Genomic DNA, 14241 nt, shown 5'->3' on the forward strand with positions numbered 1-14241 from the left:
CAACGACAGAGAAAATGTTCCACTACATTTTTCGCCAGGTCCGGATTTCAGGCCAAAAAACCCAATATTTTCAATAGGGGCCTCTCCCAAAACGCCCCTCCACTGTTCAAGTTGGGCCTTGGAGCAACAGCTTGCCGGAAGGATGCTTCGGGCCAGAGCCCTGCGGGTCGTGTTCCACCTGGAACAGCCGCGAAAGCATTCCAAACTCTTTCCTCGGGTTGCCGACCCCGCCAATATCCAGCAGAAGCTCCGATCCATGCTGAAACCGGTGGACGCCCGCCCGCGAGTCGTCGAAACGGCGCACATGCAGGATCTTCCCTGGCAGGTGCGGTAGGCCTTTCGATTGGGGATATTGGTGGGCGGTGACGGGTTCGAACCGCCGACCCTCTCGGTGTAAACGAGATGCTCTTCCAGCTGAGCTAACCGCCCCCGCAAAACAATGCCGGCTGCCCCTTGCGAAGCAGCCGGCATCGTAATGGCGTAAGGAAGACGGCCTTAGTTGACCGCGTCCTTCAGAGCCTTGCCAGCCTTGAACTTCGGCTGCTTCGAGGCCGGGATCTTGATGGTCTGGCCGGTACGCGGGTTACGGCCCTGGGTCGCGGCGCGCTTGACGACGCTGAAGGTACCGAAACCGACAAGGCGAACGTCGTTGCCCTTCTTCAGAGCAGCGGTGATCGCTTCGAATACGGCGTCAACCGCCTTCGCGGCATCGGCCTTGGACATTTCCGCGCCAGTGGCGACAGCGGCAACGAGATCGTTCTTATTCAAGTGCGCCCCCTCTATCTGCAGGTTCGAACCAAGTGAAGAATCCCCCGATAAGGCCATGAGCCCTTTGGAATGCGAGGAAGTCAAAGACGGCGGCATCTTAAGCGCGTTCTTTCATGGCCGTCAACCGATGAAGATCGGTTTTCCTCAGGAAAATCGCCGTTCCCCCAGGTTTTTTGCCGGTGCGAATGGTAATTCGGCCACAGAACAAGGCCCCCGGAATGCATTGAATTCCGGGGAAATCTTTATAAACGGGAAAGCAGGGGCACAGAACTCGCAAAAGATAGCGAAATGGAAGTCACCTTCAGTGGGTGACAACCCCCAGATCCTCGTCATCCGCACCGCCCTTGAAGGCTGCCTTGCCGTCTTCGCGGGATTCGTCCCATTCGATGGGAGTCAGTTTGGCGACCAGGGCCTTTTCCAGCACCTCGTCCACCGTGGTGACGGGAACGATGGTCATGCCCTTCTTCACGTTGTCGGGGATTTCGGCCAGATCCTTCTCGTTGTCGATGGGGATCAGTACGGTCTTGATGCCACCGCGCAGGGCCGCCAGCAGCTTTTCCTTCAAGCCGCCGATGGGAAACACCCGGCCGCGCAGGGTAATCTCGCCGGTCATCGCCACGTCCTTGCGCACCGGAATCCCGGTCAGCACGGAGACGATGGAGGTTACCATGGCGACGCCGGCCGAAGGGCCGTCCTTGGGCGTGGCGCCTTCCGGCACGTGCACGTGGATGTCGCGCTTGTTGAACAACGGCGGCTCGATTCCGAAGGAGACGGCACGCGACTGGACATAGGAGCGCGCCGCCTGGACGGACTCCTGCATCACATCGCCCAACTTGCCGGTGATGGTGACCTTGCCCTTGCCGGGCATCACCACCGCCTCGATGGATAACAGTTCGCCGCCGACCTCGGTCCAGGCCAAGCCGGTGACCACGCCCACCAGGTCTTCCTTTTCGATTTCGCCATGGCGATAGCGGGCAACGCCGGCGTACTTCCCGAGGTTCTTGTGGGTAACCTTGACCGACTTCGACTCACCCAGGGCGATCTCCTTGATCGCCTTGCGGGTCAGGTTGGCCAATTCACGCTCCAGGTTGCGGACCCCGGCCTCGCGGGTATAGGTGCGGATCAGGTCACGCAACGCCCCGTCCGAGATCGACCATTCGCTGGCCTTGAGCCCGTGGACTTCCAACTGCTTGGGAATCAGGTGCCGCCTGGCGATTTCCACCTTCTCGTCCTCGGTATAGCCGGACAGGCGGATGATCTCCATGCGATCCAGAAGCGGCGGCGGCATGTTCATGGTGTTCGCCGTGGTGACGAACATGACGTCCGACAGGTCGTAATCGACCTCCAGGTAGTGATCGTTGAAGCAGTTGTTCTGCTCGGGGTCCAGCACCTCCAGCAGCGCCGAGGCCGGATCGCCGCGCCAGTCGTGGCCCATCTTGTCCACTTCGTCGAGGAGGAACAGCGGGTTGGAAGCCTTGGCCTTCTTCATGCCCTGGATCACCTTGCCGGGCATGGAACCGATGTAGGTGCGGCGATGGCCGCGGATCTCGGACTCGTCGCGCACGCCGCCCAGACTCATCCGCACGAAGTTGCGGCCGGTGGAACGGGCGATGGACTTGCCGAGCGACGTCTTGCCGACACCCGGCGGTCCGACCAGACACAGGATCGGCCCGCGAATCTTGTTGGTGCGCTGCTGTACCGCCAAGTATTCGAGAATGCGTTCCTTGACCTTCTCCAAGCCATAATGGTCGTGGTCAAGAATTTCCTGGGCGTTACGGATATCCTTCTTGATCTTGGTGGGCTTCTTCCAGGGGATACTGAGCATCCAGTCCAGATAATTGCGCACCACGGTGGCCTCGGCCGACATGGGGCTCATGGACTTGAGCTTCTTCAGCTCCGCCAGGGCTTTCTCGCGCGCTTCCTTGGACAGCTTGGTCTTCTTGATGCGCTCCTCAAGCTCGGTGGCCTCGTCGCGGCCTTCGTCGGTCTCTCCGAGTTCCTTCTGGATCGCCTTGAGCTGTTCGTTCAGGTAGTACTCGCGCTGGGTCTTCTCCATCTGGCGCTTGACCCGGTTGCGGATCTTCTTTTCCACCTGCAGGACGCCGATCTCGGACTCCATGTAGGCGTAGACCTTCTCCAGGCGCTCGGCAACGGTCTGGATTTCCAGGAGTTCCTGCTTCTCGGCGATCTTGAGCGCCAAGTGGGAGGCCACGGTGTCGGCCAGCTTGCCGGGGTCCTCGATCTGGTTGATGGAGACCAGGACTTCCGGCGGAATCTTCTTGTTCAGCTTGATGTACTGCTCGAACTGCGACACCACCGAACGGGACAGGGCTTCCAGTTCGCGCGGGTCGCTGACCGGCTCGCCCACCAGTTCCACTTCGGCCTGGAAGAAGTCGGGATTGTCGACATAGCGCAGGATGCGGCCGCGCTGGCCACCTTCGACCAGCACCTTGACCGTGCCGTCGGGCAGCTTGAGGAGTTGGAGCACCGTAGAGATGGTGCCCACGCTGTAAATGTCGGCGACGCCCGGATCGTCCTGGGCGGCGTTCTTCTGGGCGACCAGAAGAATCTGCTTGTCGTCGCGCATCACGTCTTCAAGGGCTCGCACCGACTTCTCGCGGCCCACGAACAGCGGCACGATCATGTGGGGAAACACCACGATATCGCGAAGCGGAAGGACCGGATAGGCGATGCCCTGAGGGTTGGTCGGCAACATGATGCGGCGGTACCTCGGTCAGTGGGTGCCCAACCCGGATCGGGCCGGGGCGCGGAAAGCGGATCGCCTCAAAGATGGTCCGCCGCAGCCTCCCCCGCAAGGGGAAAGGCTGAAAAGGCGGCTCAAGCGGTGGACGACTCCAGGTCGTCATGGCGTTCGCCGTAGATGTAGAGCGGCTTGGCGTTGCCCTCGACGACCTCTGCATTGACGACGATTTCCTCCACCCCCTGCAAGCCCGGCAACTCGAACATGGTATCGAGCAACATGGACTCCATGATGGACCGCAGGCCGCGGGCGCCGGTCTTACGCTCGACCGCCTTGCGGGAAATGGCCTTAAGCGCGGGATCGGCGATCTTGAGTGCCACGTTCTCCATCTCGAACAAGCGCTGGTATTGTTTGACCAGGGCGTTCTTGGGCTTGGTCAGGATGTCCATCAAGGCCGCTTCGTCCAGATCCTCCAGAGTAGCCAGCACCGGCAGGCGGCCGACGAATTCCGGGATCAGGCCGAACTTGAGCAGATCCTCGGGCTCGATTTCGCGCAGCACCTCGCCGGTCTTGCGGTCGTCGGGCGCGCGCACGTCGGCGCCAAAGCCGATGGCCGAGCCCTTGCCGCGCGAGGAGATGATCTTTTCCAGCCCGGCGAAGGCGCCGCCGCAGATGAAGAGGATGTTGGTCGTGTCCACCTGCAGGAATTCCTGCTGCGGGTGCTTGCGGCCGCCTTGCGGGGGCACGCTTGCGACGGTGCCTTCCATGATCTTCAGGAGGGCCTGCTGCACGCCCTCGCCCGACACGTCTCGGGTGATCGAGGGGTTATCCGACTTGCGCGAGATCTTGTCGACCTCGTCGATGTAGACGATCCCCTTCTGCGCCCGCTCGACGTTGTAGTCGGCGGCCTGCAACAGCTTCAGGATGATGTTCTCCACGTCCTCGCCCACGTAGCCGGCTTCAGTCAGCGTGGTGGCGTCGGCCATGGTGAAGGGCACGTCGATGATACGCGCCAGGGTCTGGGCCAGCAGGGTCTTGCCGCAGCCCGTGGGGCCGATCAGCAGGATGTTGGACTTGGCCAGTTCGACGTCGTTGTTCTTGCCGCCGTGCTTCAGGCGCTTGTAGTGGTTGTGCACGGCCACGGCCAGGACCTTCTTGGCGTGGTCCTGACCGATCACGTAGTCGTCGAGCACGGTGCGGATTTCAGGCGGGGTCGGGACCCCTTCCCCGGACTTCACCAGGTTGGTCTTGTGCTCCTCGCGGATGATGTCCATGCACAATTCGACGCATTCGTCGCAGATGAACACCGTGGGACCGGCGATCAGCTTGCGGACCTCGTGCTGGCTCTTGCCGCAGAAGGAGCAGTAGAGGGTATTCTTCGAGTCGCCGCCGACAGACTTGCTCATGAACTCTCCGCTCAGAGGCCGTTCCCCGTTGCCGCCATGTTATCCCCTGCCCGGCCCGCCGCACAATTGGAAAAAAGCCGGGCGGCCGACAGGGGGCGACGGCGAAGCCGTCGTCTCAAGACATATGGGGGAAACGGCCGTTTTTCCAGTTCCCGCACCGGGGAAGGCTACTTCTCGGTTTTCTCTTCGTCTTCGGGCTTCGGGCGGCTGGCGACCACTTGGTCGATGATGCCGAAATCCTTGGCTTCGTCGGGGCTCATGAAGTAGTCGCGCTCGACCGCCTTTTCGATGGTTTCCACCGGCTGGCCGGTGTTTTCCGAGAGAATCTGATTCAGCCGGGCGCGAAGCGCGAGAATCTCCCGCGCCTGGATCTCGATATCGGTGGCTTGGCCGCGCGCTCCGCCCGAGGGTTGGTGGATCATGATCCTTGCGTTGGGCAGGGCGAAACGCTTGCCCTTGGCGCCCGCCGCCATCAGGAAGGCACCCATGGAGGCCGCCTGGCCGATGCAGACCGTGGAGACCTCTGGCCGGATGTAGCGCATGGTATCGAAGATAGCGAGCCCCGCCGTCACCACCCCGCCCGGCGAGTTGATGTAGAAGGCGATGTCCTTTTTCGGATTCTCCGATTCGAGGAACAGCAACTGGGCGCAGATCAGGCTGGCCACATAGTCGTCCACTCCACCGGTGAGGAAGACGATGCGCTCCTTCAGCAGGCGGGAGTAGATGTCGTAGGACCGCTCCCCACGGTTGGTCTGTTCGACCACCATGGGAACCAGGGTGTTGCCATAGATCTCGATCGGATCGGCCATGGGACGTCAGTCCTCCTTCTTGGCGGCCTTCTTGGTACCGCTGGACTTCTTGGGGGCGCTCGCCGCCTTCTTCTTCTCGGCCTTTTCGGGCTTGGCGTCGGCCGCCGGCTTAGCCTCGTCGTCCGGGTCCTTCATCAGTTCCTCGGCCGTGACCTTGCGTTCGTTGACCTTGACCATCTCGATGACGAAATCGACCACCTTGTCCTCGTAGAGCGGGGCGGTGACCTGCTCCAGCGCCGCGGGATTGCCGCGCAGGTAGTCGAATACCGCCTTCTCCTGGCCGGGATAGCGGCGGGCCTCGTTCATGATGGCGCGGTTCACCTCGTCCTGGCCGATCTGGATGTTGTTGAGGCGGCCGATCTCGCCCAGCAGCAGGCCCAAGCGCACCCGGCGTTCCGCGATGGCACGAAGTTCGGCCTTCTTGTCGTCCTCGGACTTGGCCTTATCCTCCTCGTCCTCCATGCCGGCCTTGCGGTGTTCCTCGAACTGCTTCCAGATATTGTCGAATTCCAGATCGACCATCCCGGCCGGCACCTCGAAGGCATGCTTCTCCGCCAGGGCGTCCAACAGCGAACGCTTCAGGCGCTGGCGGGACAGATTCTTGAACTCGCGGTCATGTTCGTCGCGGATCACCTTCTTGAGGGCGTCCAGGGTATCCATGCCGACTTTCTTCGCCAGTTCGTCGTCCACCGCGGCGGAAACGGTTTCGCGCAACTCCTGAACCGTGACCGAGAATTCGGCATCCTTGCCCGCCAGATCGGCCGCCCCGTATTCCTTGGGGAAGGACACCTTGACCAGAACCTCGTTGCCGACACCGGCGCCGATCAGCTGATCCTCGAAGCCGGGGATGAAGGAACCCGACCCCAGTTCCAGGTGGTAGCCGTCGGCCTTGCCGCCTGGAAACTCGGTGCCGTCGACGCGGCCGACGAAGTCGATGACCACCACGTCGCCCGCCTTCGCCTTGCGCTTGCCCTCGACAGGCTTGGAGTCCTTGTGAGCCTGGGCCAAGCGTTCGAGGGACTTTGTCAAATCCTCGTCGCTGGCCTCGGCGACCAAGCGTTCCAGTTCCAACCCCTTGAAGTCGACCGTCTCGATGGTCGGCATGACCTCGACGGCCATGGTGTATTCCAGGTCCTTGCCCTGATCGAAGACGGTGACCTCGATCTGCGGCCGCAACGCGGCGCGCAAGCCCCGGTCGTTCAGGGTAGCCAGGGATGTCTCGTTGACCGCCTGCTCCAGCACCTCGCCCATGACGGCTTGGCCATAGCGCTTGCGCAGCACCGCCGGGGGCACCTTGCCGGGCCGGAACCCCGGCATATGCGCCGTACGGGCGATCTCGCCCAGGCGACTGGTGATCTTTTGTTCGATGTCGCCGGCCGGCACGCAAATCTTGAACTCGCGCTTCAGGCCTTCGGTCTTGATCTCGGTAACCTGCATGGAAATCCCACAATCGATTCGGAGGAAAAACTGGACGACCCGGTCAGGAGCGGGCGGCGGCTGGTGCGGGCGGAGGGACTTGAACCCCCACGACTTGCGTCACGAGAACCTAAATCTCGCGTGTCTACCAGTTCCACCACGCCCGCCCGCGACCCGGAAGCCGGGCGGGGCCGCGACTCTATACGATTGGAGCGGCCTGTCAATCCGTCGGCAACACCAGGACAGGGTGATCGGGTGAAGGCCCCAAGAAAGAACAAACATGCCCATCCCACCCACAATCCGGCCCATGTAACCGCATATGTTCGTGTTATGCATTTAATGTGCGCTTTGTTCTGTTGTAATATGCCTTCATTCCACCTCGCCATTCCCGCCAGCACCGGAAAGGAATTGAATGGATGTGGAACATTTATCAAATTTCAGCCATTGTTATGTGTTATAAGTCTATTATGAAGCAACAATGCGGACAATACAAGGAACTGCGGCTTGGGCCTGGGAGAAGACGACGATGACGATACGTTCTTCCGTAGCGCCCGCCCCACCAGCTTCTTTTCCCTGGACGGCCCGGTGGGGCCCGGCCGGCGCAACGATCCGCTCCACGTAAGCCTCGGCCGCCACGTCGGGGAAGATGCGCCGCCGGCCGAAGACCTTCCGCGCCGGCTCGTAGGGCCGGGCCCGGTTGGTAGTCCCGGAGATCGAATAGACCGGATCGTCCTTCGCCGCCGCCATGCCGGCGGCGGCCTCCGAGATCCGGGGCGGCGGTGAAGGCGTAGGTCGCGGTGATCGCCTCCACCCGGCCGGTGAACTTGGCCCGCGTAATGCGCCAGCCCCGGCCGGTGGGCGACGACAGGGTCTGGTTGACCACCTTGCGGGCGAAGCACTCCTGCAGGGGGCGCTGGGGCAGGCCGGGCGGCCAGGCGATGTCGGCCATGGGTCCTACCCCTTGACGATCATCCGGGTGCCGACGCCCCGGCTGCGCAGGCCACGTTGCCCAGCAGGGACTGCACTTTGATGACGTCCCGCGGGCGGTTCGGCTTGCCGGGCCCGACCGGGGCGTCCAGGGAAAAGAAGCTGTCCTCGTGGTTCTTCTTGAAGAACGTTTCGTCGTCTTCGTCGTCGCCCAGGTCGAAGGAGCCCAGGCGGGGCGCCAAGGCCGCGTACAGGCCGCCCCCAAATCGGGATACATGACATGGTCTCCAGCCTGATATTTGATGAACGGTCCCGAGCGCTCCCTTCCAATGACGGGGCTGGCGTGCTCCCAGGCTTTGGCGAAACCCTCCGCCTTCACCCGATTACCCTGTTGGTCTCCGCCTATCCGGTATCCTTCCCGCTTCCCTTGCGCTAGACTGATGTCCCCAGGCCAGGAGGGAGGGCATCGTGCGAACCGGGATTTTCGTTGCCGCCGCCGTACTTCTGGCGATTCCGGCGCTTGCCGTCGCCGATCCGTTGCCCATCGGGCAGATCAAGACCCTGGCCGGCGAAGCCTCCGTCGAACGGGCGGGCAAGCGGCTGGCCGCAGTCACCGGCAACCCGGTCTACCTGAACGATACGGTGGCGACCGCCCCTGGCGGCGCCATCGGCATCACGCTGAAGGACGGGACGACGCTGTCGTTGGGGGAGGCCAGCCGCCTCACCCTCGACGACTTCGTCTACGACCCCGGCCAGGACAAGGTCGGAATGAACCTGGGATTGGCGAAGGGAACCCTGGCCTACGTTTCCGGCCGCATCGCCGCCGTCGCCCCCGCCAGCGTCGCGGTCCGCACCCCGATGGCCACCATCGGCATCCGGGGCACCCGGTTCGTGGTCAAGGCGGAAGAGGAATAGGCCCATGCTGGAAATTCTGACCGGAGCCACCCTGTTCGTCCTCGGCCTGTTCGGGCTCCAGGACGACGGCAACCTGGTGGTCCTGCTGGAGAACCCCGACGGCTCGGTGGGGGCGATCACCGTGACCAATTCGGCGGGAAGCCAGACGCTCGACAAGGCCCGCCAGGGCACGGCCATCGGCGGCACCGACCAAGCGCCCGGAGCGCCGGTAACCTTGACGGACGAACAAATCCGCGTCCTGTTCGGCCAGGCCCTGGACGCCCAGCCACCGCGCCCTTCCAGCTACCTGCTCTATTTCGAGACCGGTTCGCCAGAGCCCACCGCGGCTTCCCGTGCCGAACTGGAAAAGGCCTTGCGGGATGCGGCGGCCCGACGCCTGCCCGAGGTGGATGCCATCGGCCATACGGACCGCGTCGGAGATGCCGCGGGCAACTTCCGGCTCGGCTTCGAGCGGGCGGCCACGGTACGCGAATTCCTGATCCGGGGCGGCATCCCGTCGGCAGCCATCGAGACCCGGTCGCACGGCGAAGGCGATCCCTTGGTCAAGACCCCCGACGAAACGCCCGAACCGCGCAACCGCCGTGTCGAGATCATGGTGCGTTGAGCGGGTCCGAAGCTGCCTGGGGTAGGGTGAAGTAAAAGGTCGCTCCCCGGTCCTCGCCGGCAGATTCCACCCAGATATGGCCGCCGTTGCGTTCGACGATCTTGCGGCAGGCCGCCAAGCCGATGCCCGAGCCGCCGCCGAAGTCCTGATTCTGGTGCAATCTCTGGAAGATACGGAAGATGCGTTCGCGCTGGTCGGTATCCTGTGGCAGGCCGATGCCGTTGTCGCGCACCCCGAAACGCCAGTCGAGTCCGTCCCGCTCGACGAGAATATCGACCTCGGGCGCCCGCCCCTCGACACGGAACTTGAGGGCGTTGACCAGCAGGTGGCGGAACAGATGGAGAAGGTCGTTCCCCCGCACCGCCACGACCGGCATTTCGGGCGGCAGGGAAACCCGTCCCCCAAGGGAGTCGATCATGCCCCGCAGGGCGCTCACCGCCGAATGGGCGACCATTGCCGCGGCAACCGGCCGCGGAGGCTCGACATCGCGATCCAGTTCCGAATAGGCCAGAAGGTCGAGGATCATCCGGTTGAGCCGCTGCGCCGCCCCCATCACCAGAACGATGAACTCGCGACCTTCCTCGTCCAAGGAGTCGCCCAAGCGGCGGTCCAACCGGTCGAGGTAGATGTTGATGGTCCGTAGCGGCTCGCGCAGGTCGTGGGAGGTGATATGGGCGAAGGACGCCAGCGCGGCGTTGGAACGCTCCAGTTCCAGCGCGTTCTCCCGCAGATGTTCGAGGGCGCGGGCCAGTTCCCCGACCTCGGAGCGATCTCCCAGGTAGGGAATCTCGGTCTTGATATCGCCCCGGGCGATACCGATCATGCCGCGCCGCAGCTCGTCCAGGGGGCTCAGGGTATGGCGAACCACCGACATGCCGATGGCCAGACTGGCGAAGACCACCAATATGACCGCCCCCACCATGATTCCACGCACGATGTCGGCCTGGCGCCGGGCCTCGCGGCGAAAGTCCTCGGCCTTGGCCATCGCGAATTCGCGGATGGCGAGAATGGCGTCCTCCACCGGCCGGTGACTGAAATGCAGCCGTTCGCGGAACTCCGCCTTGGTCAGGGCCGAAACGTGCCCCTCGTTCCCCTGGCCGAGCAGGTCGCGGCGTTCCCGCTGTGCGGCCGCCACCAAGCCTTCGAGGCGGTCTATGTCAGAGCGCGGCCCCAGGTAGCGTTCGCGAATCACCTCAATCCGTTCCGCCAACCCCTTCTCGTTCCTCGCCATTTCATCCAATACCGCCTCGCGCTCGGCGAGGGTGTCCACCACCAACAGCCGTTCGCCCCAACGCTGCAGCGAGACAATATCCGCCTGCGCCGACCGGATGGCATTGTTCACCGCGAAGGGATGTTGGTACAGGAGTTCCATCTGCTGGGCCAAGCGACCGGCACCCATCAAGGCGACCGCGCCGAGAATTGCCATCAACAGGACGAGCGCCACGAATCCGGCGAGAAGCCGCGGCAGTATGCGGACGGTGTCCCCCAAGGCCCTTCCTTTCTATTGAGCTCTTATTGGAACCATTTTCACATTTCGCAGGAAGAGGCAAGAATTCGCCCCCAGTGGCGTCACCTCAGGTCTCTCTCTTGATCCTGGCGTCCGGTCGCCTCGCCCTCACACCATGGGCAAGCGCACCTGGGCCCGGAGGCCGCCGTCCGGGCGGTTGGAAAGCCGAACCTCGCCACCGTGGGCCCGTACCGCCGCGCGCACAACCGCCAAACCGAGGCCCGTCCCTCCCCCGTCCCGCGACCGCGAGCGGTCGACCCGGTAGAAGGGATCGAAAACCCGTTGCAGTTCCTCGTCGCGGATGCCTGGTCCCCGGTCGTCGACCGCGACTTCGGCCTGCCCGTCCGCAACCGCCAGTGAAACGGCGGCCTCCCGCCCATACTTGACCGCATTGTCGATCAGATTGGCGAACGCCCGCTTCAAGGCCAGGGGACGCCCCTGGAACGCAAGACGATCCGGCCCGGAATAACGGACCGGCCGCCCGGCGTCGGCCGCGTCGTCGCAGAGGCTCTGCAGCAGGGCCGCCAGGTCGAGCCCCAGCCGTGCCTCGTCCAGGGCATCGTCGCGCGCGAAGGATAGGGTCGCGGCGATCATCGCCTCCATCTCGTCCAGATCGGCCAGGGTCTTGACGCGCATTTCGTCGTCCTCGACGAATTCGGCGCGCAGGCGCAGCCGGGTGATGGGCGTCCGCAGGTCGTGCGAGATGGCGGCCAGCATCTGGGTTCGGTCGGCGACATAACCCCGAAGGCGCCGTTGCATCTCGTTGAAGGCACGGGCCGCCTGGCGAAGGTCGGCGGGACCGGTCTCGTCCACCGGCGGAGCGTTGACGTCCACCCCCAGTCGCTCCGCCGCGGCCGCCAGGGTGGCCAGAGGCCGCGAACTGCGCCAGACCGCCCAACCCGCCAGGATACTCACCGCCAAGCTGGACAACAGGATGCCGGCAAAGGTGCCGCTGGCCCAGAAGGGCTCCAGCCGCACCGAGGCCACGGCGAAGTTCAGCCAATCCCCCTCCCCCATGCGCCAGGACACCAGCAACAGAGGTTGCCCTTGTGCCAGTTGCTGGAAATGCATCATGGGCATGGAACCGCGACCCATCATGCCGCGCCCCATGCCGGAACCACGAGCCGGCGCCTCCCACCCCTCGGGCAGGCCGTCGCCATAGCCGACCCGGAGTTGGGGTTGGGGCGGATTGCCCATGTGGCCGAGCAAGGTTCGGTAAAACCAGCGGGAACCCCAGTCATCCCCGCCGCCCGGCCTCACCAGGGCCTCGCGGGACCATGACACCAGCAGGCCGGGCCCGCCCAGGTTGGCGACGCCCTGGCGGCGCTCGGCGAGGGTGGCGTTCTCGGCCTGACGCAAGGCGGCGGCGATGCGTTCGGCCGCATAGTGGGCGCGGGCCTCTGTCCATTGCTCGCGACGGTCGCCAGCATAGAATCCGAGCCCCAGCAGCAGCGACAGCGCCATGCCCGCCAGCAACACGAGAAGCGTCCGTCCGGCCAGGGTGCGGAACGGCTTGGCGATCATGGCCAGTCCACCTCCGGGGTGAACAGATAGCCGCCGTTGCGCACCGTCTTTATCAAGGCCGGGCTGCGGGGATCGGCCTCGATCTTGCGGCGCAGCCGGCTGACCTGGACGTCGATGGCCCGGTCGAAGGGCGATGCCTCGCGTCCGCGTGCCAGATCGAGCAATTGGTCGCGGGTCAGCACTCGCTTGGGATGGGTAACAAAAGCGGCCAGCAGTTCGAATTCGCCACCGCTCAAGTCCACCCGGAGCCCGTCGGGCGACAGCAGGTCACGCGCCTCCATGTCGAGACTCCATCCCGCGAATGCCGCCACGCGCCGGGCCGGATCGGCCGGGGCCGCCGCCAGCCGGCCCGGTCCGCTGCGGCGCAGCACCGCCTTCAGGCGAGCCAGCAGTTCGCGCGGATTGAAGGGCTTGGGCAGGTAATCGTCGGCGCCCACCTCCAGGCCGACGATGCGGTCGGTCTCCTCTCCCATGGCGGTCAGCATGATGACCGGAATGTCGGAACGCCCGCGCAGCCAGCGGCAAAGGCTGAGCCCATCCTCGCCCGGCAGCATCAGGTCGAGGACCACAAGGTCGATGGCCTGGCCATCCAGTGCCTTGCGCATCTCGCGCCCGTCGGCCGCCATGGCGATCCGGAATCCGTGCCTGGCAAGGAACCGCGCCAGGAGGTCACGGATTTCGCGGTCGTCGTCGACCACCAGGACGTGGGGCGAACGTTGCGGTTCCATAGGCCCAATATACCCTTCCCCGGCGGCGGCGGCGGCGGAAAAATGGTAACGCCGGGTTACCGACCCCGGCCCCGGCAACATGCCGTTACAAATCGGCCGTCCGGTGACATCGCCCGGTTACCCGGCGGCAGTCCAATGGTCTTCAGCAAGACCACATCCATTGGAGGACGGCCATGAAACGCAATCTCATCCTTTCGGTCGCGGCGCTTGCCGCATTTGGCGCCGGACTGCTTTCCACCACCGCCGAAGCCCGCGGCCCTTGGGGCATGATGGGTCCCGGCATGGGCATGATGGGCGGGGGCCCCGGCATGGCGATGGGCGCCAACCAGAACTGCCCGCGCTTCCAGGCCGCCACCGGCCAGGAGATCACGGTCGACAGCGTCCGCGGCTTCTTCGAAGGCCGCCTCGCCATGCACAACAACCCGAACGTGAAGCTCGGCACCGTCGCCCAGAAGGACGACAAGACCATCGTCGCCGAGATCGTCACCAAGGATGGCTCCCTGGTCCGTCGCATCGAGATCGACAAGACCACCGGCCGGCACACGCCGGTCCAGTAACGCTCCTTCCCGCAAGTCCGAGGCAAGGCCGGCTCCCCTTAAGGGGAGCCGGCTTAGGTTGATGGGCGTTCCGGAAGTGAAAAACTGAGCCGCGCTTCTTCAATGCGGGAAGCTCACCGGAAATCCCGTGACTCGGCCCTCAGGGACGGGCGGCCGCGGCTCAGGGCGGCGAGGTGCGGCGTCAAGTCGACGAGTGCTTCGGCCAGCAGGTGGATCACCGGACCGTCCCGCTGGACCCGGCCGCAGGCCCCCAGCAGGCTCGCCCCCAGGATGACCCGGCGGTGGGTCTCCAGCACTTGCGGCCAGACGATCAGGTTGGCGATGCCGGTTTCGTCCTCCAGGGTGACGAAGACCACCCCCTTGGCGCTGCCCGGCTGCT

The 14241-nt window shown here is 64.3% G+C and carries 15 protein-coding genes and 2 tRNA genes; 4 read left to right on the forward strand and 13 right to left on the reverse strand.

The features are described from left to right. On the forward strand, positions 1-334 hold a 334-nt coding region (locus H7841_15775; protein MEO5338329.1), incomplete at its 5' end, for a hypothetical protein. 19 nt (positions 335-353) lie between these two features. Here H7841_15775 and H7841_15780 read toward each other — a convergent pair. From H7841_15780 to H7841_15820, 9 genes are all read right to left on the reverse strand, one after another. Next, positions 354-429 (reverse strand) — tRNA-Val (locus tag H7841_15780). A gap of 66 nt (positions 430-495) precedes the next feature. Further along, positions 496-768: an HU family DNA-binding protein gene (locus H7841_15785; protein ID MEO5338330.1), complete on the reverse strand. Its 273-nt coding sequence runs from the start codon at positions 766-768 to the stop codon at positions 496-498. 301 nt (positions 769-1069) lie between these two features. Further along, positions 1070-3484, reverse strand: coding sequence for an endopeptidase La (lon, locus tag H7841_15790; protein MEO5338331.1), 2415 nt, complete (start codon positions 3482-3484; stop codon positions 1070-1072). A gap of 122 nt (positions 3485-3606) precedes the next feature. After that, a complete protein-coding gene (clpX, locus tag H7841_15795) occupies positions 3607-4875 on the reverse strand; it encodes an ATP-dependent Clp protease ATP-binding subunit ClpX (GenBank protein ID MEO5338332.1) in 1269 nt (422 codons plus the stop codon). Between the two features lie 167 nt (positions 4876-5042). Beyond that, the gene (gene clpP / locus H7841_15800; protein ID MEO5338333.1) at positions 5043-5651 is read right to left on the reverse strand and encodes an ATP-dependent Clp endopeptidase proteolytic subunit ClpP; all 609 of its coding nucleotides are present in this window, start codon (positions 5649-5651) and stop codon (positions 5043-5045) included. Between the two features lie 39 nt (positions 5652-5690). Continuing rightward, complete coding sequence (gene tig, locus H7841_15805; GenBank protein ID MEO5338334.1) at positions 5691-7121, reverse strand: trigger factor; 1431 nt, start codon at positions 7119-7121, stop codon at positions 5691-5693. A 61-nt stretch (positions 7122-7182) separates the two neighbouring features. Further along, positions 7183-7267: transfer RNA gene (locus H7841_15810), tRNA-Leu, on the reverse strand. Positions 7268-7565: 298 nt separating this feature from the next. Next, the gene (locus tag H7841_15815; GenBank protein ID MEO5338335.1) at positions 7566-7847 is read right to left on the reverse strand and encodes a hypothetical protein; all 282 of its coding nucleotides are present in this window, start codon (positions 7845-7847) and stop codon (positions 7566-7568) included. 221 nt (positions 7848-8068) lie between these two features. Continuing rightward, the gene (locus H7841_15820; GenBank protein ID MEO5338336.1) at positions 8069-8269 is read right to left on the reverse strand and encodes a hypothetical protein; all 201 of its coding nucleotides are present in this window, start codon (positions 8267-8269) and stop codon (positions 8069-8071) included. 226 nt (positions 8270-8495) lie between these two features. Between H7841_15820 and H7841_15825 the strand changes: the two genes are divergently transcribed. Both H7841_15825 and H7841_15830 read left to right on the forward strand, forming a co-directional pair. Beyond that, the gene (locus H7841_15825; GenBank protein ID MEO5338337.1) at positions 8496-8942 is read left to right on the forward strand and encodes a FecR family protein; all 447 of its coding nucleotides are present in this window, start codon (positions 8496-8498) and stop codon (positions 8940-8942) included. A 4-nt stretch (positions 8943-8946) separates the two neighbouring features. Next, positions 8947-9546 (forward strand): OmpA family protein, encoded by a 600-nt coding sequence (locus tag H7841_15830; GenBank protein ID MEO5338338.1) that lies wholly within the window; start codon positions 8947-8949, stop codon positions 9544-9546. On the opposite strand, the gene H7841_15835 is transcribed toward H7841_15830, so the two are convergent. From H7841_15835 to H7841_15845, 3 genes are all read right to left on the reverse strand, one after another. Next, complete coding sequence (locus tag H7841_15835; protein ID MEO5338339.1) at positions 9533-11035, reverse strand: ATP-binding protein; 1503 nt, start codon at positions 11033-11035, stop codon at positions 9533-9535. The genes H7841_15830 and H7841_15835 overlap by 14 nt on opposite strands. 126 nt (positions 11036-11161) lie before the next feature. Further along, positions 11162-12577, reverse strand: coding sequence for an ATP-binding protein (locus H7841_15840; GenBank protein ID MEO5338340.1), 1416 nt, complete (start codon positions 12575-12577; stop codon positions 11162-11164). Next, positions 12574-13305, reverse strand: coding sequence for a response regulator (locus tag H7841_15845; GenBank protein MEO5338341.1), 732 nt, complete (start codon positions 13303-13305; stop codon positions 12574-12576). The genes H7841_15840 and H7841_15845 overlap by 4 nt, the downstream gene beginning before the upstream one ends. A 173-nt stretch (positions 13306-13478) precedes the next feature. On the opposite strand from H7841_15845, the gene H7841_15850 reads away from it, so the two are divergent. Next, on the forward strand, positions 13479-13862 hold the full coding sequence (locus tag H7841_15850; GenBank protein ID MEO5338342.1) for a hypothetical protein: 384 nt from the start codon (positions 13479-13481) through the stop codon (positions 13860-13862). Between the two features lie 113 nt (positions 13863-13975). Here H7841_15850 and H7841_15855 read toward each other — a convergent pair. After that, the coding region (locus tag H7841_15855; GenBank protein ID MEO5338343.1) for a hypothetical protein at positions 13976-14241 on the reverse strand (266 nt) is incomplete at its 5' end.

It is taken from the genome of Magnetospirillum sp. WYHS-4, assembly GCA_039908345.1.
GTDB lineage: Bacteria > Pseudomonadota > Alphaproteobacteria > Rhodospirillales > GLO-3 > JAMOBD01.

What these genes read in the sequence shown, in the direction of transcription:
- H7841_15830 (MEO5338338.1), top strand. Translation starts at nt 8,947, where the DNA reads ATGCTGGAAATTCTGACCGGAGCCACCCTGTTCGTCCTCGGCCTGTTC.
- clpX (MEO5338332.1), bottom strand. Translation starts at nt 4,875, where the DNA reads ATGAGCAAGTCTGTCGGCGGCGACTCGAAGAATACCCTCTACTGCTCC.
- H7841_15840 (MEO5338340.1), bottom strand. Translation starts at nt 12,577, where the DNA reads ATGATCGCCAAGCCGTTCCGCACCCTGGCCGGACGGACGCTTCTCGTG.
- tig (MEO5338334.1), bottom strand. Translation starts at nt 7,121, where the DNA reads ATGCAGGTTACCGAGATCAAGACCGAAGGCCTGAAGCGCGAGTTCAAG.
- H7841_15850 (MEO5338342.1), top strand. Translation starts at nt 13,479, where the DNA reads ATGAAACGCAATCTCATCCTTTCGGTCGCGGCGCTTGCCGCATTTGGC.
- H7841_15845 (MEO5338341.1), bottom strand. Translation starts at nt 13,305, where the DNA reads ATGGAACCGCAACGTTCGCCCCACGTCCTGGTGGTCGACGACGACCGC.
- lon (MEO5338331.1), bottom strand. Translation starts at nt 3,484, where the DNA reads ATGTTGCCGACCAACCCTCAGGGCATCGCCTATCCGGTCCTTCCGCTT.
- H7841_15815 (MEO5338335.1), bottom strand. Translation starts at nt 7,847, where the DNA reads ATGGCGGCGGCGAAGGACGATCCGGTCTATTCGATCTCCGGGACTACC.